Source organism: Paenibacillus sp. LS1, from assembly GCF_026013365.1.
GTDB lineage: Bacteria > Bacillota > Bacilli > Paenibacillales > Paenibacillaceae > Paenibacillus.
In genome coordinates, this window is record NZ_JAPDOE010000013.1 from 14,984 (window position 1) to 35,930 (window position 20,947).

15 protein-coding genes and 1 pseudogene are annotated in these 20,947 nt (G+C 45.1%); 5 read left to right on the plus strand and 11 right to left on the minus strand.

The window, feature by feature from the left end; translation table 11 throughout:
- Window positions 1-222 precede the first annotated feature (222 nt).
- The 5 genes from OM416_RS27365 to OM416_RS27385 all read right to left on the minus strand — a co-directional run bounded on the left by OM416_RS27365 (window position 223) and on the right by OM416_RS27385 (window position 4,319).
- Window positions 223-1,266, minus strand: coding sequence for an SPFH domain-containing protein (locus tag OM416_RS27365; RefSeq protein ID WP_036674710.1), 1,044 nt, complete (start codon window positions 1,264-1,266; stop codon window positions 223-225).
- 46 nt (window positions 1,267-1,312) lie between these two features.
- Window positions 1,313-2,107 carry a TPM domain-containing protein gene (locus tag OM416_RS27370; protein ID WP_264934805.1) on the minus strand — a complete coding sequence of 265 codons (795 nt, stop codon included), beginning with the start codon at window positions 2,105-2,107 and terminating at the stop codon, window positions 1,313-1,315.
- Window positions 2,104-3,135 carry a TFIIB-type zinc ribbon-containing protein gene (locus OM416_RS27375; RefSeq protein WP_264934806.1) on the minus strand — a complete coding sequence of 344 codons (1,032 nt, stop codon included), beginning with the start codon at window positions 3,133-3,135 and terminating at the stop codon, window positions 2,104-2,106. Before OM416_RS27375 ends, OM416_RS27370 begins: the two co-directional genes overlap by 4 nt.
- Before the next feature lie 36 nt (window positions 3,136-3,171).
- Window positions 3,172-3,876, minus strand: a complete 705-nt coding sequence (locus tag OM416_RS27380) for a PspA/IM30 family protein (RefSeq protein WP_264934807.1) — start codon at window positions 3,874-3,876, stop codon at window positions 3,172-3,174.
- 224 nt (window positions 3,877-4,100) lie between these two features.
- Entirely contained in the window at window positions 4,101-4,319 is a 219-nt protein-coding gene (locus tag OM416_RS27385) for a hypothetical protein (protein WP_264934809.1), read from the minus strand.
- A gap of 229 nt (window positions 4,320-4,548) precedes the next feature.
- Here OM416_RS27385 and OM416_RS27390 point away from each other — a divergent pair, with 229 nt between their 5' ends.
- From OM416_RS27390 to pdxA, 4 genes are all read left to right on the plus strand, one after another.
- On the plus strand, window positions 4,549-6,231 hold the full coding sequence (locus OM416_RS27390; RefSeq protein ID WP_264934811.1) for a sigma-54-dependent transcriptional regulator: 1,683 nt from the start codon (window positions 4,549-4,551) through the stop codon (window positions 6,229-6,231).
- A gap of 166 nt (window positions 6,232-6,397) precedes the next feature.
- On the plus strand, window positions 6,398-7,384 hold the full coding sequence (locus tag OM416_RS27395; protein ID WP_062837727.1) for a 2-keto-3-deoxygluconate permease: 987 nt from the start codon (window positions 6,398-6,400) through the stop codon (window positions 7,382-7,384).
- Window positions 7,385-7,467: 83 nt separating this feature from the next.
- On the plus strand, window positions 7,468-8,763 hold the full coding sequence (locus tag OM416_RS27400) for a four-carbon acid sugar kinase family protein (protein WP_264934814.1): 1,296 nt from the start codon (window positions 7,468-7,470) through the stop codon (window positions 8,761-8,763).
- The gene (gene pdxA, locus OM416_RS27405) at window positions 8,760-9,761 is read left to right on the plus strand and encodes a 4-hydroxythreonine-4-phosphate dehydrogenase PdxA (RefSeq protein WP_264934817.1); all 1,002 of its coding nucleotides are present in this window, start codon (window positions 8,760-8,762) and stop codon (window positions 9,759-9,761) included. The genes OM416_RS27400 and pdxA overlap by 4 nt, the downstream gene beginning before the upstream one ends.
- Before the next feature lie 160 nt (window positions 9,762-9,921).
- Here pdxA and OM416_RS31975 read toward each other — a convergent pair whose 3' ends face one another.
- The 4 genes from OM416_RS31975 to OM416_RS27415 all read right to left on the minus strand — a co-directional run bounded on the left by OM416_RS31975 (window position 9,922) and on the right by OM416_RS27415 (window position 14,649).
- Entirely contained in the window at window positions 9,922-10,197 is a 276-nt protein-coding gene (locus OM416_RS31975) for a DDE-type integrase/transposase/recombinase (RefSeq protein WP_413775834.1), read from the minus strand.
- Entirely contained in the window at window positions 10,198-10,482 is a 285-nt protein-coding gene (locus OM416_RS31980; RefSeq protein WP_413775835.1) for an IS3 family transposase, read from the minus strand.
- A gap of 481 nt (window positions 10,483-10,963) precedes the next feature.
- Window positions 10,964-13,573, minus strand: coding sequence for an ATP-binding protein (locus OM416_RS27410; protein ID WP_264934819.1), 2,610 nt, complete (start codon window positions 13,571-13,573; stop codon window positions 10,964-10,966).
- A 146-nt stretch (window positions 13,574-13,719) separates the two neighbouring features.
- On the minus strand, window positions 13,720-14,649 hold the full coding sequence (locus OM416_RS27415; RefSeq protein ID WP_264934821.1) for an AraC family transcriptional regulator: 930 nt from the start codon (window positions 14,647-14,649) through the stop codon (window positions 13,720-13,722).
- Window positions 14,650-14,848: 199 nt separating this feature from the next.
- Between OM416_RS27415 and OM416_RS27420 the strand changes: the two genes are divergently transcribed.
- On the plus strand, window positions 14,849-18,019 hold the full coding sequence (locus OM416_RS27420; RefSeq protein WP_264934823.1) for an alpha-mannosidase: 3,171 nt from the start codon (window positions 14,849-14,851) through the stop codon (window positions 18,017-18,019).
- Window positions 18,020-18,268: 249 nt separating this feature from the next.
- Here OM416_RS27420 and OM416_RS27425 read toward each other — a convergent pair.
- Both OM416_RS27425 and OM416_RS27430 read right to left on the minus strand, forming a co-directional pair.
- A pseudogene (locus tag OM416_RS27425) lies at window positions 18,269-18,772 on the minus strand (aldo/keto reductase); the annotation flags it as partial.
- A gap of 175 nt (window positions 18,773-18,947) precedes the next feature.
- Window positions 18,948-20,867: an AraC family transcriptional regulator gene (locus OM416_RS27430; RefSeq protein ID WP_264934825.1), complete on the minus strand. Its 1,920-nt coding sequence runs from the start codon at window positions 20,865-20,867 to the stop codon at window positions 18,948-18,950.
- Window positions 20,868-20,947: the final 80 nt, after the last annotated feature.

Here is a 20,947-nt window from a genome sequence, read left to right on the forward strand (position 1 = left end):
TAAAGATATTTGTTTTTGGTCGTTATTTATATTTAAATTAAATATCTTAAGTTAAAGATAAATGATTTGTGAGCGGTTGTCAACATTTTTAACAAAATTAAATTGCTGCACCGTTCCTCTGCTCTACTCCATGTTGCTTTAAGTATGACTCCAAACAAAAAAAGGGCTAGCTCCGCAGTAATTTCACTTACTACGAACCTAGCCCTACCTGTATTTGTTTGATTAGCCCAGCTTTTGACCACAATTCGGACAGAAGTTGGCTCCTTCATTTTTGGCACCACAGTTCGGGCAGAAGTTTGGCTTCTTGTTGCCCTCTGTAGATGAAGAGTTACCTGAATCACCGTTGCTATTTCCCGCTGGTTTCTGGTCGTTATTTTGATTCTGAGACGAATTGGAATTATTGTTCTGGTTTTGGCCTTGGTTCTGGTTCATGTTTTTCATCATTTCATTGGCCATGTTCATACCCATCATCATACCAGCCATATCCGAAGCTGCGCCACCGCCCTGAACTTTACCGGATGAGATGCCGTCTGTCATGCTGACCTGTTGATACTTTTGCAGATTACCAATCATCTCATGCGAAGCGGTCTTTGTAATCATATCCTGAATCTCTTTTGGATAGTTGAAGCTCATCACTTGGAAACCGGTAATCCCAATACCGATATCCATCATCTGCATATCCAGATCTTCCTGAATTCCCTTGGCAATATCCGATGCATTGGCCTGCAGGTTGAACATATCTTTCCCTTCACGGCTAATCCATTTCATTAGAAGTTGATCCAGCACTGAAGTGATTCGGATTTTGACATCCTCGACCAGATAACTCTGTTTGATGCCTGCAATCTTATCAATTAGGGTCACGTAGTCACTTACTTTGAAATTAAATGTGCCGTTGGCCCGAATCGGCATCCCGCCCGGAAGTTGTGGTGTTGGAATCAATACCGGACTTTGCGTACCCCAGCGCACGGTGAACTCTTTTGTATTTACAAACAATACTTCCACCCGCATGCCGCTGTTGAATCCAAATTTGAACCCTTTTAAGGTAGAAAGGAACGGAATGATCTCGGAATCAATATTAAATGATCCTTCGTCCTCGAAAATGCCTTCCACTTTACCGTTATTCAGGAAGATGGCATCCTGACCGGAACGGATAATGAGTTTACTCCCCTTCTTAATCTCCCGGTTGCTCCACTTCCAAAATATCATGTCATCTCTGAACTCTTCCCATTCAACCACATTCGAAAATTGATTTCTGAAAAATCCCATACTCATTCCCATCCCTTCTATTTAACATACTTCGCAGACTCGTTTACTAAAATGAACCTCTACTTCCACTGTGTGAATGACCGCCTCGGGAGGTGCCTCCACCGCCGCCACCGTTGTTATTGTTCTTCTCGATTTTGCGCTTGGTTACGGTTGTACGGATATAACGATCCTGACGATCAATGACACTGGAATTGCTTGAATCCTCATAAGTCGCACGATTGACCGTGACACGTCCCCCGGAACGATAGGTCATCATACCAACAACAATACCGCCAAGAACCACCGATACTCCCAACTGAAACCAGCCGTTGAACAAAATATTGTTCGGATTCACGCCGGGTTCATACCCCATATATTTGTAAGAGAGCTCAATATATTTCTCAAATGCGAGTTTATAATCTCCACTGGACAACTCAGAGGTAATTCGCGTACGAATAGCATCAAGCCGCTGATCGCTCAGATATTCTTTTGCCTTATAAAATCCAGCCAGATACACTTCGCGATTATTCATATCCATCGTCAATATGACAGCATTACCAAATTTCTTGTCGTACCCTAACCCCTGCTCATCATAAAAATCTTCCGTTAAGAGCATAACATCCTGATTCTCAACATTATTGGTTGTATAGATAACAAAGTCCGTCTGCCGTTCGGCGCCATACTGATTCGCAAGTAGATTCAGTTCGCTTTTCTCCTGCTCACTCAGCAGGTTGGCCTCATCGTAGATGAGGTTTTTACTATCCGCTGCGGATGCCGATGACATGGGAATCGACGGTGCGATAAGAGTTATCATAAGTAAAATGAGCGTAGCCATCACGGCCAGAGGGGTTCTTTTTCTCATAAGAATCCACCTCCCATCATCCAGGAAACCAGCTTCAGTGACAGCAACGACACCGCAGAGACTCCTGCGAACCATCCGGCCACTTTGGCTTTGCTGATGGGCGGTTTGCCGACCACTTTACCTGTCTGACCATTCATGGCAAAGGTATACTGTGCACGATTATAGTCATAGTTGACCATCCACACCGGGAGCAGCACATAGTCCGCATGTTTGAGCGTGGTATCAATCTGTTTGTCCGTGTAGCTCACGCTGCTATATCCGGATACGGTGGAGGCAATATAAGAATCAATGTACGATCTCGTTTTATCCTTGGCCCGTGGAAAAAGTTCTTCGTCCGTATAACTGTATTTTTCCGCAATGTACCCCGCCAGATACGGGGTCTTGAACAATTTCAGCTGATTGTATGGGAAAGGCTCGAGCTTATCCATCAGTTCGTCTTTCATTTTCTCCGATGCATCAATAGGCAGATTCACATAATTCAGCCGAATTCGGCGGTATATATCGAAATGCTGTGTTTCCGTGTAATGGTAGTCGCCCTGGGTGTAGGATCTGACCTTGGTGCCACGACCATGCACTTCGATTTTGTTATGTAACTCGTACAACCAGAACGGCACGTACATACCGGTAATGCTCTGAATCCGATCAGCGGACATGAAGCCACTTGGCGTTAAGAGGCCGTTTTTGCACCATTTTTTGAAAGCCTGCTTGGCTTGATCCTTGTTAATGGAAAAGGGAATCACCATCGCAGGGGCCAGATTGCCCGTCAGCCGATCACTGAGTACAACCGCTGCACCGCAGAAACTGCATGTCGTCGCACTGGTCTCCGGCTCTGTCACAATGTCAGCTCCGCAGCTGTTGCAGTGGTATTCCTTGACCTCATTTTCCGTAAACACTTGTCTCTTCAACGGATCTGGAATCTGCTCTATGTTGTCCTGGCGGCCGCAACTGGGACAGGATAGTGCACCTGATACACTGTCAAAGATCATACCACTGCCGCAGTTGGGACATTTATATTCAATAACCGGCATCTGCTCACCTCAATGTTAACGAAATGGTATAACGTATTACTTATTCTTCAACTTCTCCTGGATCGCTGTGAGTTCTTCCTCCGCACTCGGCGACGCACTCTCATTATTACCCGCATCCGCATTCATGTCCCTCTCCAACTGGGCAATTAATTCGTCCAAATCATCTTCCTGTGCTCCAGCGCGTAGTTCTGCCAAAGCCTCTGCTTCGTTCAGCGCCTGGTTCGCCTTGTCTTCCATGGCCTTTAATGCGGCATCAGCCCTACCCGCAGATGCATTCCGTTCGTTCGCCTGTTGCTGCGCCTTCGCATCTGCCATTCGGCCTTTCAGTTCTGCATGCCGCGCTTCCAGTTGCCCCAGATCAGCAACCAGTTTATCATTCATATGCTTCATCATCTTGGCTTTGGCACAAGCACGTTCATAAGCAGCCTGTAATTCGTTCAATTTGTCAGCCAGCTTCACTTTCTTCTCTAGAAAACCACGTGCCTTGTCTTCGTCTCCCGACTCCGCTGATTTCTCAGCGTACCGCTGTAATTTCTTGACCTCGGCACTGCACTCATCCAATGCTCGCTTCGCCCGGCTCTCATCTGACAACACCGCTGCTGTCTCGGCCTTTACCTGCCCCAGATCACTGCTCAGGCTGCGCATATACTCATTCACACTCTTCTCCGGGTCTTCCGCCCGAGACAGCATGTGGTTCACATTCGCCTTCATCATGTCTCTAAACCTCGATAAGATTCCCATGACTTGTTCCTCCTCCGAAAAGTTCATATGTATACTATAATACATGAATACGCCGACATACGTTTCACATTTCACGATTGCAAGTGGAGTTAATACGATCCAAATCCATACTAAAACAACGCAATATAATAAAAGACGAGCACTTATAGTGTCGCCTTATGCCCTTGTATAAAAACATAAATACTTAAGTACTCCTTTCTCGCAATCCACAAATCCCTCCCTAACTACGACTCGACCGGAAGGCTCTCCACCGCTGTGAAAAACACATCCAACAGCTCAACGTTATACGTCGTGCGGACGTATTCTTCGATCTGACCTAATCCTTCTTCCCTTTGATACTCCAAGCATGGGCGGCCCTCACTCCACAGCACCCTGCACGGGAACTTTCCGACAACATCTTTAATGATGTGATCCGGTTCAGCCACTTTATGAATATCTCCCATATGAAATCCCCTCATTTCTCTATACTTATCGTGTGCAATTATCCTTTAATTTTGAAATACATAACGATTCGATTCAGTGTACTTCATCACATTCCACTCGGGAGAGTTATGAAGGCATATCACACAGGCATTTTGTAGACGTGACCGCGTTGGTTCTCCCATAGGTGCCATTCCTTCGCAAGTTGGCTATAATAAGGGGATCAATGATTTCTATAAAGGCAGGAAAATTATGCGTACACGAGTTCATTTTATCGCTCCCTACGAATCGATGATTCCTATCATACAAGAGTGCATTCCTCGCTTTCCCCAGTTAGCTATTCAAACAGACGTGGGCGATTTGGCGAAGGGCGTGGAGTTAGCAACCCGGGCCGAGAAAAACGGTGCAGAGATTATCATCAGCCGCGGCGGAACCGCCCAACTGATTAAGAAAGCAGTGACCATTCCCGTCATTGATGTGCAGTTATCAGGCTATGATATGATTCGTTCACTTACCCTGGCAAGCCAGTTTAACGGCCAAACAGCCATTGTTGGCTTCTCCAACATCACCTCTGGTGCACAATCGATTATTGATCTGATGGATCTGCCCCTCAAGGTCTATACCATACATAGCTCGGAAGATGTGGCACGATTGCTCTTGGAGTTGAAAGCTTCCGGGTACCGACAGATTGTCGGAGATGTGATCACCGTCAACACTGCGAAGACCTACGGTCTGGAGGGATTGTTGATCCAATCCGGTCAGGAATCCATCCTTAGAGCGCTGGAGGATGCGCAGTTGGTCTACCGTTATTTGAGCAAAAATCATGCGATATCGATCATACTGAATGACCTGGTTACACAGGAACATCCCAATTTGCTTATTCTAAATGAACGGAATGAAGTCGTATTCGAGAACCTGACCGATTTTGAGAAAAATCCGCTGACCGATAATCACATATATCTGACCAACACCAGTCTGGAATTCCATCAATCCCACATCCAAAATGTGTTTATGGTGAACGATTACCAGCTCACGGTTAACGCCTATGAAACGACTCTGGACAACAAGAGCTACAAGGTATATATGCTGGAAAAAGGACAACCTTATGCCTTTGCACAATTCGGCATAACAACGTTCACGGACGCATCGATGGAGCCCATTGTTGCTGACTCCCCTGCCATGCAGGCGGTATTGAAGAACATTCGGGCACTCTACGAGCATCATGAACCGATCTATCTGCTGGGTGAAGCGGATTCCGGTAAATCTTTTTTGGTCAAACACATTCATCAGATGTACTCCGGTGGTGGGCTGCTATTACAGATCGATCTCACGCAAGTACCGCCCGGTCATTTGCACAAGATACCACTAGCCAAGGTTCGGAATGTAGAGATTAACCATATGGAAGCACGTATGGAAGATGAAGAACTGCTCTCCTTTATCCAGAGCTGTCTTCAAAACCAGATTGGGGTATTTATACTCGGGGAACAGACATTGAACCCACAGTGGTCTCTCGACCTGAAGCTTAATACGATCATAATGCCAAATCTTGCGGATAGACCAGAGGATCTAGCTCCACTGATGCAGCATTTCCTTACGGGTTATTACCAGAAATACGGAACTACTGCGGTGAGAATAAAAGAAGATGCACTACAGCTGATCCGGGATCAGATCACATATATGAACGTCAACCAGTTGAAGCATCTGATCAAGCAGGCTGCACTCAATGAACAGGACTATGTAATTACAACGGCTACCTTGTCTCGCTTGCTGGATCAGCAACCTGTTTCAAGCCAAATGAAGTTGAGTGGAACTCTGAAGGACATCGAAAAGGAAGTTATTCAGTTCGTGCTCCAGGAGGAAAATAATAATCAATCGAAGGCCGCAGAGCGTCTGGGGATTAACCGGGCCACATTATGGCGTAAACTTAAAGATTAACTTTAAGTTTACGTCTTTTTTCTCGCCTTTATGTGTTGCATTTTTAAACAGTTACGTATGTATTTTAAATTTACAATAATTTATTGTTGCTATATTAAACGATATGGGATAACATAATCCCTGCAAGCGCTTCATAAAAACGATTACTTCATAAGGAGCTACTACTATGAACATTAAAGCAACTTTAGATCGCATCCCTGGCGGTATGATGGTCGTTCCTCTGTTACTCGGTGCAACCATTAATACATTCTTCCCAAATGCCTTGCGCATTGGCGGATTCACGGAAGCTCTCTTCGTTAACAGTTCCAGTACATTGATTGCACTGTTCCTGTTAATTGCCGGTACACAGATTACGTTCAAAACAGCTGGTTCGTCCGTCGGCAAGGGTGTTACCTTGCTTGTCGTCAAGTGGGCGATCGGTGCAGCACTTGGTCTCGTTGCCATTTTGTTTGCCGACTCAAGCGGGTTATTCCTGGGTCTGGCCCCACTTGCCATTATCGCTGCGATGACCAACTCTAACGGTGGTCTTTACATCGCACTCGCTGGTCAATACGGTAAAGAAGATGATAAAGCAGCCTATCCATTCCTTGCACTCAGCGATGGTCCATTCCTAACCATGGTAGCGCTCTCCATCTTCGGTGCAATGGGCTTCGCCAACGGCATGTTCTCTCCTATGGCATTCGTTGCTGTATTGCTTCCGCTCATCGTTGGTGTCATTATTGGTAATCTGGACCGCAATCTGGCAGAGTGGCTTCACAAAGGCAGCGACAAACTTGTTCCATTCTTCGCCTTCTCACTGGGTATGGGAATCAACTTCTCCTCGATTATCCAAGGTGGACTGGGTGGAATCATGCTTGGCGTTCTGACCGTGCTTCTCACAGGCGGAATCGGATACCTGTTGTTCAAAGCCATTGGCTGGAATCCCATTGTCGGTGCTTCCGAAGGTTCAACAGCCGGGAATGCCGTAGGTACACCTGCTGCCATCGTGGCTGCTAATGCTTCATTTGGCCCGATTGCCGAGATTGCTACGGTGCAGATTGCGGCGAGCGTTGTTACTACAGCCATCCTGTTGCCGATCTTCATCGGGTTCCTCTCCAAACGACTGGAGAAATCAGGTGGAGTCGAGAAATACAATCAACGACCAACCACATAAAGGGTTTGCTCATGAACTAATGTGCTTAATGGATGATCTGAACGGACTTTTACTAAATTGTGCTTACAAGGAGGGATGACTGCATGAAATTAGCCATTATTGCAGATGATTTGACCGGTGCCAATGACAGCGGGGTGCAGCTTGCCCGTCATGGCTTGAAAACCAGTGTTCTTTTTAATATGGATGAAGGCCCTCTTACACGTTACGATGCCGTCGTCTTTGATACAGATAGTCGTTCCATATCCTCACAGGAAGCGTATAACCGTGTATATCAGGCTGCTGAATTGCTGAAGAACAATGGGTTTGAGACGATTTTCAAAAAGATGGATTCGACCATGCGTGGAAATATCGGCATTGAGATTGATGCCCTGTATGATGTCGTCAAACCTGATTTCATGATGATCGCTCCGGGTTATCCGAAAAATAACCGTACCATCCATGAGGGGATTCATTATCTGAACGGCGTTCCGCTCGCGGAAACCGAGATTGCGAATGATCCGAAGACACCTGTGACCCTCTCCTACCTTCCGGACCTACTGAAACAGCAGACGAATTATGAGGTGGGCGAAATTACGGTTGCTGATCTGGACGTTGGCCAAGGTCACATTCAATCGAAACTAGAACATTTTAAGCAAAATAACATTCCATATGTACTCGTAGATTCTACAGAAGAACGGCATCTGGAGATGATCTTGCAAATGACTCGCGAGCTGGATTATACCTTTGCCTGGGCAGGGTCTGCTGGCATTGCCAACTACCTCCCTGCTCACTTCGAGCTTGAATCCAAGTCCACCGAACTCACGATACCCGAGAATCCCGGTCCGATCCTGACGGTTGTGGGTAGCGTAAATAAAAACTCCCGCGAACAATTGTATCGCTTGCTGCGCCAATCTAAGATTGCATCCGTTTCATTCCACTCCTTCAAAGCAGTATCCGCAACCGCAGATCGCGCGGAAGAGATGGAACGTGTCTATAACGAGGTCCGAGACAAAGCACTGGAAGGACAAGATGTCGTCCTCTACTCCACCGCAGAACAAGTGGATATCGAACTGGCACGGGCAACGGGCGAAATTCGCGGTCTCAATCACACGGAAGTCAGCAACGAAATCGTACTTGCGATGGGTGAGATCTGTGCCAGATTGTTGGAAGAGGGACTCTTCAAAGGGGTGTCCATGACCGGTGGCGATACGGCAAAACAGATCTGTCTGAAATGGAATATTAGCGGCTTCGAGCTGCTGGATGAGCTTGAAATCGGCGTGCCGATCTCCAAGTTCATTGGGATTGATGATCTGCATGTGGTTACCAAAGCAGGCGGATTCGGCAAACCCGATGTCTTTATCCATGCGATTCAAAAATTAAAAGGGGGTATTCTTGTATGAAACCTACAATTGGAATTACAATGGGCGACGCAGCAGGTATTGGACCGGAGATTATTATGAAAGCACTGGGTCATCAAGAGATGTACGATCAGTGCAATCCACTCGTTATCGGTGATGCGAAGATTTTGGAGCGTGTGTTGCCAGTCATCGGCTCAAGTCTGAACGTTAACGCGATTCAAGAGCCTTCCGAAGCCAAGTATGAATTTGGTACCGTGGATGTGATTGATCTGAATCTCGTTCCTGCGGATCTCGAATACGGTAAAGTATCTGCCGTGGCTGGGGATGCAGCTTTCCAGTTTCTCGCCAAAGCCATTGATCTTGCCAAAAAGCAGCAGATTCATTCCATCTGCACCGCGCCTTTGAACAAAGAAGCTTTGCATCAAGGGGGGCACCTGTACCCGGGACACACCGAAATTTTGGCTGACCTGACGGATACGCAGGACTTCTCAATGATGCTGACAACGCCTAATCTGCGCGTTATTCACCTGACAACACACATGGGTCTGATCGATGCTATTGCGAGTATTAATCCGGAAAGAACCTACACCGTCGTGAAGCTAGCTCATGATACGCTGAAAAAAGCAGGCTTTGAGAATCCGCGCGTTGCCGTATGCGGAATCAATCCTCATGCCGGAGAGAACGGCTTGTTCGGTAATGGAGAAGAAGAAGAGAAGCTGCAGCCCGGCATCGAACGTGCACAACAGGAAGGCATTAACGTCGTTGGTCCACTCCCGGCGGACACACTCTTCTTCCGCGCTGGTCGCGGTGACTTCGATATCGTCGTAGCCTGCTATCACGACCAAGGCCATGCTCCGATTAAAGTGATGGGCATCGAGGAAGGTGTGAACATCACCGTTGGCCTGAAAGGCGGTATCATCCGTACGTCTGTCGACCACGGTACAGCCTTCGATATCGCCAGCAAAAACATCGCCGATGATAAAAGCATGCTGGCTGCCATCCGCTCTGCTATTGAGCTAGCGCCAAAGGATCAAGTTTAACTGTCCCTCGTCCAGCATTGGTATGAGTGAGTCTGATCGTAAGATAACTTTGATATAGGATCTTTACATTAGCTAATAACTGTTTTTTCTGTGGTGCTTATAAGCTATAGTGAGAAAAACTATACTAATCTTCCTATAACTTATAGATAGGTAGTTATTGTCAGTGTAGAATGAAACAACTCAATGGGGGCATTATCAGTGGGCGTGCCTTTACGGGGCATGCGCTCATGGTAATGCCTTTTCCCTTTATAACAGTCTGGTAAACTTGAGATCTATGATTCATACACGCACCTTGGTCGATGTGGAGCAGCATATTTGTCCGCTCTGGTAGTTGGTCCAGCATATCCAAAACCAATGATGTGTCCTGCTTGTCTGCTATACTGTAAGCGACAACCTCTCCGTTGTACAAATCCAAAATACTTGAAAGGTATAACATCTAATTACCAAAAGGCAAATAAGTAATGTCGGTCACCAGTTTTTGCAAAGGAGCTTTTGCATGAAATTTGCGCTTTAGCAGATGTTCCGCAGGTTTTGCAGTTTGCCCCGTGTTCTTTTGTTTTTTCATCCTCACTCGACACTGTAAACCCTTGTACTGCAAAATTGGCTGTATACGTTTATGATTTATGGGGCCTTCAATCCAAAGCAAGGCAGTGATTTTTCGATATCCATACCGGGACTTGCGTTGAGTACAAAACTGAACTACTTTCTTGAGCAATTTCAAGCCATAAACAAGCCTCAGATATGGTCACTTCTTCTCGAATAGACTCGACCAAAGCGATAACGACTTCTACTTCCACCTCTTTTCCAGTTCGTTGTACTTTTTTAGCAGATCCAGTTGCTGTTTCAAGAATTGGTTTTCTACTTTTACTTTTTCGAGTTCTATCGTTTGTTCCGGACCTCTCCCGCAGCTATGTTGCTTACTAACCGGTTGCTCTATGCGATGTAAATACTCCTTTTCGATACCATCTCATCCATGTTTTTAATTGTGTCTTATTTCATATTCCAAGCTGATCCATAACCTCTTAAACCGTTACCACTGCCAATCTCATTTCTATGGCTTTCATCTTTAACTCCACACTTACTCTGGTTGCCATTACAAAAACACCTCCAAGATGATCTCCTTATCTTACGAAAAGGTTTCATTCTTTTGAAGATGTTTTGATTTGTCTCACGTTATGGGGTCAGTCCAAATGAAGGTTTGACTAACTTATAAGTTTTTTTAAAACCTCAGAATGAATATCTACTGCTTTTCCGTAAACATCAGAACCTCTTAACCAAACTCCTGTATCTATTCCTTTATCGATACCACTATATTCTATAACTTCCATAAACGGTTGATTCCAAGATTCCGATACTGCCTTGATAACAAGAGATCTTAAAGATAAATCTCTATGCTCACTCCACTTGTAAGGCCAATCTTCTAATATATGATAATAACTGCTATCAATAAATATTGGATTTAAAGTATCATCCTCTAAGATACATGTGCTTTTTCTAAAGGAATTAATTAAGTGCACAGTATCAGTCCAATCCATTTCTCTCACTTGATTGTAAGACAAATACCCTGTCAGTGTTTCACATATTGGTAAATCTCCTGTATCACCTCCCAGACAACAGATTATTTGAGCAATTTTTTTGTATACATATATATCATCCGGGGTACTACTTGACATCAAATCTTGATGCAATCTTGATTGATTACTAACCCATTTCTTTAGATTTGCTTCATCTATAGTAGGTACTCCAACTAATCTACTAGCATTACTTATCTCACCTATAAATACTCCACAGATATGATGCATCCTGCTGACATATAATCCTCCACATACTAAGATTCCAAGATCGAATTTATAATTATCAGGGGTAATACATGCCCTACCAACTAATTTTCCATTGTTATCCCTAATATCAGTAAAAAATGAACTGATCGTATTAATATGTTCCAATAAATCCATAGGACAATTAGCCTCAGAAAAACCTGATAATCTTAATAAGATTTTATCTGCGGTCATTTGAGTCCAATCATTTGCAGTAACTATTTTTTCTTCTGTTTTATCTTTCTGAACATATAAATCTGTATTTACACAAGGTGCCACCCGTCTACAAACAAAATGTAGCTTTTCAAGATTACTAAGAGCAAATTCTTCATTTTTATTGAATACAAAATCCTCAAACATTTCATCAATCAAATTATCCACATCGCAATATATTCGAACTTTGGTTCCTGCATCTTTAAACTGTTGGGCTGGTTTATTTTTAATTAAAATTGGTCTATTTGCTAAACCACTACCAAAGATTAATGAATTTGTTTCTTCAGGACCTTTTCTGATAGACCTCGAAGTAATTTTAACATTGTCACTAAGCATAAAAGTTGAGAAGAAACCAATACCAAATTTACCGATTGATGAGTAACCTTTTGATAATAAACCTGGGTGTTCATCAATCATTGCACTACTACCCCAATATGAAGTGCCAAAATCTAAAAGTTTATTTGTGAGTACATGCTCTGTCATTCCTATACCGTTATCTTCAATCTCAATCCATGTGTCTCCATTGCTTTCCTCTCCAACTCGTATATACACACTTCCCCAATTTTCATCTCTACCTTCAATTCTCCTTCTAGCTTCAACAGCATCACATGCATTCTGAATCAGTTCCCTCAACGGTACAATTGAATTTTTTCCGTACAACGCCTCGCCACCCAGTTGTTTTACTAATTTAGGCAGATTGCTTACATGCACATTTGCGTTTACTGGTAGCCAACCTGATACGCGAACATGTTTTGATAATCTGTCTGGATGCTCAACGCCTTTAACTCCCTTAGCTTGAAAAGGCTCTCTGTTAGTCTCATTTAACATAAGTTCAATTTTCCTTAATTCACTATCAATCATATTTAAATTGTCAAAGGCCAACCACCAAGCACCCATTTCTCTATCTGTAAAGGCTCGTGTCGAATTGTATGTAAGTAAACCATTGTTAATAATTGGCCTAGACAATTTATTCTGAAAGTTCCAATGAAGTTGGGCATCTTCATTCGGATTTCTCAGTGCCCACAAGAATCCAGGTGCTCTTCTATTATCAATATGTGCTACATCAGCAGCTCTTAATAAACAAGCTATTTTTAAAACATCGACTGTCCAATCTGGTGGGAATGATACGGGAGACGATAAGATAATGTCTAATTCTCTACCACACTTCTCAATATCCCACCAGTGACTTGCTGCTATCCTACCTATAACTTCTCCGAAATGATCAAGTAATTCTATATCTTCTAGAAGTTGATATGTGTTTCCGATCTTTGATTCCCACTTTGTTTCAAGCAACTTCTCTGCATGAATAGCATGAAGTGACCTGAGTCGATATTCAATAGCACTCTTGGTTATATGATCTGGTGGGCTAGCTCTCTCCTCATCTGTCGGTATCTTTTTCATGTACTCTCTGTACACTAATTCAATGGTGTCCTGCCATTCTACACCTGATTTTAAATTGTCAGTTCCTTCAACATAGGCAGCCGCTGCCATTCCTAAATCATGTAATAAAATGGAACCTCCAAATACAAATGCCTCTACGGGATTTAATTGAATTTGATCTCCAGCTATTAACGAGCCCATCTCCCAGAGTGCACTTAAGTGAGTTACATCATGTACTGTAAAATCAGGAAGGTCCCTAGCTATTTCTCCAGCAAGAAGGCTAGCATTTTTCTCAAATGCTATTAGTGAAGTGTTCAATCTGTCTATATGCATTTTAGGATTCCATAAGTTTTCTATTCCTAGTGACGTCCTCCAGAGAGTACTATCAGTACGATATGTCATATTTATAATCCTCCTGCTCTTTCATGATATATGGATGATATTCGATATATTTCTGCATAATCCTCCTAATTTATTTCAATTATCCTACTTGCATATAAGCCCTCCTTATTAACCGTGAATCTAACCCTACTCCGCCATTCATCCAACTATTCTCGCTCAGGTCGTCCGCTAATGAGCATCGCTTTACACTCATGCTGTGAATGTCTGCTTCGGCGATATGCGCTTGGTGACATGCCATTCAGTTTATTGAAAATGCGATTGAATTGAGAGAAGCTGGCGAAGCCGCACTGTGCCGCAATCTCGGTGATTTTTTGGTTAGAGTTCAGTAGCATTTGTTGGGCGTTGCGAATTCGGGTCATTTGAATATACTCGGTAAACGTAAAGCCTGTGACTTTATTAAACTGACGTGATAAATGATGGGCACTTACGAAAAACCGTTTGGAGATCTCTTCAAGCGACAACTCATTCTGATAATGGCTGTGAATATACGATGCAATGGCATACATCCGCTGCGCCATAGATGAACCTGTCTCTTCACGAACGTAGCTATTCTCCGCTGAGTATCGATGGATTGTACAGAGAAACTCAACGAATTTGCTATGAATTGCAACCGATTGAAGTACGGAGGGATTCTGTGAAAGAGCAAAGATTTCATTTAAAGGAGCCAATACTGCCTGGCGTAGTTCTTCTGTAAATCGGAATATCGGGATGGGTTCATCAAAGATCGAAAACAACTCATTGTAATCGCTCTCAAGACCAGGTGTATTACGTGGCATGGCAAAGGTGATCATCAATCGTTTCGGCGGGGCACCCTTCGGATATTGCGTTTTATGCAGCAAAGAAGGTCGCAGCAGCACGATGTCATACGGCTGCATCTCGTACAAACTGCCTTCTATGATGTGTGCAGCCGTGCGATCCAGAAGAATACAGATTTCATAGAAATCATGGAAATGCTGAAATTCCATATTCAGTTCATGAGAGCGCTCATCATAATCCAGATAATAAAAAAGCGAATCTCCAGGCTCGTTCACATGGACCGCATATCCCTGCTCGTATGCCAAAATCGATGGTGTCATGGACATGCCCCCTATCCCGATTCTAATGAGATTATTTTAGCATGAAATGCAATAAAAAGACGTTATTTTCAGCATACAATACGTAGTTTCGCCCATTTCTCTTTTGGTATGATAAAGTTAATATGTTAGCGCTTGCAATATTCTCGCTCCAACAACGACTACAGCCTGTACTTACTACAAACCAAGGTGGGAAACCAACATGAAAATGAATTCCTTGTATACTCGGATCCATACCATTGTGAAACACTTGGAACGTGCACGACTGACCTCAAAGACATATATACCGGAGCTTTATCATAAAGAAAGTGGTTACCATTCCTGGGAGCTCGTCCATGAGGACCCTTCTTCCTGGAACGTATTCCGTAAAGGTGATGGTTGGGGTGGAAAAGATGTACACAGCTGCTTCAAAACCCGCATTCAAATTCCGGATCATCTGGAAGGAAAAAAAGTTGTTTGTACCATCGTCACCGGTGCTGATGATATCTGGAACTATGATAATCCGCAATTTCTGGCATTCCTCAATGGGGAACTAATCTGCGGTCTGGATGTGAATCATACGGAAATTGACCTGACACCTGCTGCGGTAAAAGGTGAAGAATTCGAACTGGCACTATATGCGTACTGTAGTACTTCGGCAGCGGATGTTTTTCTGAATGTATATATTGCCGAGCATCATCAGCCTGTCACGGATTTATATTACGATCTTAAGGCTGCACTCGATGCCGCGGATCTACTGCGTGAGGACGATCTCGAGCGGCTGAAGCTGATTGAACATCTGAACAAGGCGGTAAATCTACTGGATTTGCGCCAAGAGAATAGTACTGCTTTTCATGCGTCGGTGTTAGAAGCCCGCCAATCTCTGCAAGATCATGTCTATGGTGATATCCGCCCTGCTGGTGATCACATCCCTACCGTGCACTGTATCGGTCATACTCATATTGATGTGGCATGGCTATGGACACTTGATCAGACGCGGGAGAAGGTCATTCGCAGCTTCGCGAGTGTATTGTATCTAATGGACAAGTTCCCAGAGTATACTTTCATGTCCTCGCAACCCCAGTTATATGCATACCTGAAAGCAGACTACCCGTCTCTATATGAGAAAATCAAGGAAAAGGTGGCCGAAGGCCGCTGGGAAGCGGAAGGTTCGATGTGGCTGGAGGCCGATTGTAACCTGATTTCGGGTGAATCCATGATCCGTCAGATTATCTACGGCAAACGTTTCTTCAAGGAAGAATTCGGCGTGGAGAACCGTGTGCTCTGGCTGCCAGATGTATTTGGTTATAGTGCAGCGATGCCGCAGATTATGCGCAAGAGCGGCATTGATTATTTTATGACAACCAAAATTGCCTGGAATGATACAAACCAGATTCCGAACGATACGATGTACTGGAGAGGAATCGACGGATCAGAGGTCCTGACCCACTTTATCACAGCAACAGACTATGACAAACATCCTGATTTCAGGCAGCGTCGCTTCGAAACAACTTATAATGGACGGTTTAATGCTTCGCAAGTAAAAGGCACGTGGCAGCGATACCAAAACAAAAACATCAATGCAGATGTCCTGCAATGTTTCGGATTCGGAGATGGCGGCGGCGGACCAACCGAAGAGATGCTGGAGCATGGCAGACGACTTGATGTCGGATTGCCGGGTGTACCTGCGGTGAAACGTACCTTTGTACGCGAGTTTTTCGAGAAGTTGGAGCAAAATCTGGCGGATGTTCCTTCCGTTCCCCGCTGGTCGGGTGAGCTGTATCTGGAGTATCACCGGGGTACCTACACTTCTATGGCCCGCAACAAACGGTTTAACCGTCATAGCGAATTTGCGCTGGCCGATGCCGAGCTGTATTCCATGATTCATCGTGAAGCGGATGCACAAGCGGTCTACCCGACCGATGCACTGGAGCACGCATGGAAGCTGACGATGCTGAATCAGTTCCATGACATTCTGCCCGGCAGCTCTATTGAGCAGGTCTATGTGGACTCCAAAGAGCAATATGAAGAGGTCATTCATGTCACGGATGAACTGAAGAACAGCGCCCTGAACGGGATTGTGAGCAGCATTACGTCTGACGGTGAAGCCATTGTTGTATTCAACACGACCGGCTTCGAGCGGACGGATGTGGTTGAACTGCCTTCTTTTGCGAAAAAAGTGACCGTCTACGATGGAGATCGCCCTGTAGCGAGCCAGCGTACACCGGATGGTGGACTGGTATTCCTGGCTGAAAATGTACCGGCATCGGGATATAAAACCTTCCGGATCGTGCCGGATCTAGCCACCGAACTGGGTGCTGGCGTGTCGGTTGCACAGTGGGAATCGGAACAACGCCACATTCAGACGCCTTGGTATGATATTCACCTGAATGAATCTGCCGAGTTCGTATCGGTCTGGGACAAATTAGAGGGCCGTGAGTTGCTCCAGCCTGGGAAACGCGGCAACGTTCTGCAAGTATTCGAGGATCGACCTGCGGAATACGAGGCATGGAACATTGACGATTATTATGAAGAGCACATGTGGGAGATCAGCGATTTGCAGTCGCTGGAGTGGGTTGAAAGCGGGCCGGTACGTTCTGTGCTTCAAGTGAAGCGACAGTTCCTGGACTCGGTCATTGAGCAAACGATCATTTTCTACGCGCATACACGCCGGATTGATTTCCGTACGTTTGTGGACTGGAAGCAGGAACATTTGCTGCTGAAAGCCGCCTTCCCGCTCGATATCTGGAGTGAGAAAGCAGTCTACGAAATCCAGTACGGCAACGTTGAGCGTGCTACCCACCGTAATACGAGCTGGGATCAAGCCCGGTTTGAAGTATGCGGACAGAAGTGGGCCGATCTGGCGGAGAACGGGTACGGTGCTGCTCTCCTGAATGACTGCAAATACGGATATGATATTCATAACTCGGTAATGCGACTGTCGCTGATCAAGAGCGCTACGTATCCCAATGAGAACGCCGACAAAGAACAGCATGTATTCACATACTCCCTCTATCCGCACAAAGGAGACTTCCGTGAGGGACGTGTCATCCAAGCTGCTTACGATATCAACCGTCCTTTGGTTGCCCGTGAGATTGCATCGCAAACCGGCACGCTACCTGGGGTGTGGTCACTCGCATCGGTTGATCAGGAGAATGTCGTGTTAGAGGTTATCAAAAAAGCCGAGAACAACGATGATATGATCATCCGAGTCTACGAAGCTCATGGCCGCCGCAGTCGGGCTTCCCTTCAACTGGCTGAAGTATCAAGTGCTACGGCATATGCCTGTGATCTGTTGGAAAATAACGAAGCGGAATGCATCGTGGAAAATGATCGGATTTCTTTTGATATCAAACCGTACGAGATTCTAACCTTCCGAATTCCAAGAGCGTAGCGGGTACATTTATCGGTAAGTTATGTAGCCATAGCCGTTCATATTACGGGTGCTTCCTTTCATTCATGATAGGGGCACTCTTTTTCTTTTTACTATACTCCCTATCCCTGAATGTACAAAAACACCCCCGGAACAACATCGGTAGAGACAGCAGGCTTTACCATGTTTATTCACAGGAGTTTCTGATCACAGATGATAGATTATACAGCAACCAATTTAGCCAGTGGTTACGTTGGCCTTAAAATTCTTCGGATGCAACTCAATCTGATTCAGACTCGGCGCTACCCCCGTCTCCTTAATCAGGCGTTCATTATGCTCGGGCAGGAAATTGCTCACTCCAATGGATCGGATATATCCGCGTTTTTTCGCTTCAATTAGAGCCTGCCATGCCTCCACGTACACATCCTTTTTGGGATTAGGCCAGTGAATTAGGTAGAGGTCGTAATAATCCAGGTCGGCTCTATACAGGGATTCCTGAATCGCCACGAGTGCTTTATCATGAGTGTGATAGCGCCCCGGTAGCTTCGAGGAAATCAGCAGTTCTTCTCTGGCGACGGAGCTCTGCTTGATTGCTTTGCCCACTGTTGCCTCATTCTCATAGTTATATGCCGTATCAATTAACCGATAACCCACATCCATCGCGGATGCGATCGATTTAACGCCTTCTTCACCTTTTAAACTATAGGTACCAAATCCAATTGCAGGTACTTTCAAGCCATCGTTCAATGTATATTCCGGAATGTGATGATTCATGTGAGAACTCTCCTTTGCCAAAAGGTTAGATTTTCGTCCCGAGATTAGACTGTAAGAAATTGATCGTCCTCTCGTTATTCTACCCCTTCACGCCGGCTTGAATCAATGGAACCCCTCTACATCTAAGCTATCCAATAAGACTTCAACTCGGTGGACCTATCACAGACATATAAACTTATTTTCCATCTCCTACAATTAAATCTGTAATGATGTCTAACTGTTTCTCTACCGCAATAGGGTCACTCGGAAGGAACTGATCAAAGTTAATGGAGTACACGTGACCCGCTTTCCCGGCTGGTGAGGCATCGATCAACTTTTGCACATCCTTGAGTTTGTCCTCAGCTCCCTCATTCACGGCCAGGAACAGACGGTCACCGATAAACTCGGGAATGACCTCGGTCGAAATCTCCCACGTTTCTCCGTGAATGACGTCCGACTCTACCTTGGCCGCTGGCTTCAACCCAAGATATTTATAAATAATGTTGCCCCCCATATTGGTATCTCCGTATACAAAAAGAGCATCTGGACGTACGTTTAATATAGAGAACGTTTCATCCGCACGAACATAAGGGCTGATTTTGGCTTTGTACTCTGCAATTTTGGCTGTAAACTTCTCATTCCACTGCTTCGCTTCTTCCTGTTTTCCGAGAATATCCCCAAACATCTCTATATCTTTGATGGGTTCATTGTTCTGCTCGATCACAATGGTTGGAGCAATCTTACTCAGCGCTTCATATCCGCCCTCCGTGAGCTCGGCAAATGTAGGCGTTGTTACAATCAAGTCGGGTTGCAGGGACAAAATTTTCTCCGCATCCGGCGGAACGCCAACATCGGTAATCCCTGTTTTGTCACTAATATGTGGATTATCTAAAATATATGTCGTTGTGCCAACCGGCTTCACCCCAAGCGCCATTAACTCACCCAAGTGATAGAAGCTGACGACTCGCTGTGGATTCACAGGAATCTCGGTTTCGCCTTTCAGATGTTTATACATCCGCGTTTCCGTAGCTGCGCTGTCTGTAGTTACAGCAGTAGTCGTATCTGATGAAGCTGGCTGGGAAGCCGCTGCTCCTGGAGTACTGCTTGTCTGGCATGCACTTAGAAGCAAGGATGAACATAATAACATCATCGCCCCAAAGGCCGGTCGTGAAAATCTAAACATGGATGTGTCCCCTTCCCTAATCCGTTGATAATAAGTCTCATTCTCATTATGAGAACCGGAGTTAAGGGTTACAATAGACGATTCTAACCCGCGTAATGGATTATACTGAACCTGGATCTTTTGATGATGTTCCGCACGAAACTGAAGTGGCGATAATCCGGTATGCTTTTTGAACAAGCGACTGAAATAATACACATCTGCATAACCTACGTTGCTCGCGATTTCCTGGATACGGGCCTCGGACCTTAGAAGGTACTGCTTTGATTTGTGAACGCGCATATGAATAAGATATTCAATGGGTCCTAGTCCAATCTGGTTTTTGAACAAACGGGATAAATAGCTGGCGCTGCAATGGTATCTCTTGGCTAGTTCCTCGGCTGTAATCGGCTCGCTATAGTGATCGTGAATATAGTGGATTGCCTCAGTGACGATGTTGGGCCTGCCGCTTTCCTTTTTGGCCGATGTCTTAATCTGTTGCCGCATGACTTCGTACACCAATGGAAGAAAGACCGACTGCGCCTGTAACTTGTCTATGGAAGCGGGTTCTTGCCACAAACGGTTCATAGCTTCACACTTTTCCTGGACAGGGAGTACTGCATAAGGGGCAAACCCATACGTCACCTGAAAGCTCTCCCGATCTACCAGGGATGCACACTCCGCTGTATATAAAATCAGATAGCAGGCAAAGTCCTGACCCAGCGGCACAATACTCAGCTCAGCATCTGCTCCCCCATGTAATATGTAAGATGAACGGGTCTGGTAGACCTCGCCCGATATGCTCACCCTAGCCTCTCCATGAGTAATGATTAAGAAAAAGTTGGTATGCGACACATAGTGAGCAGGAACCGTTCCATGCTCCGCACGATAATGCCGAATATCCAGCAATCTAACGGCAGTTCGGCTCCACCGTTCGATATGGGCTTCCCAATCCATACACGTTCCCCCCACTTCTCTCTTTTAAAATATGCCTATTATATCACAGACAAAAAGCCCTCAACCTAGATGGGTTAACG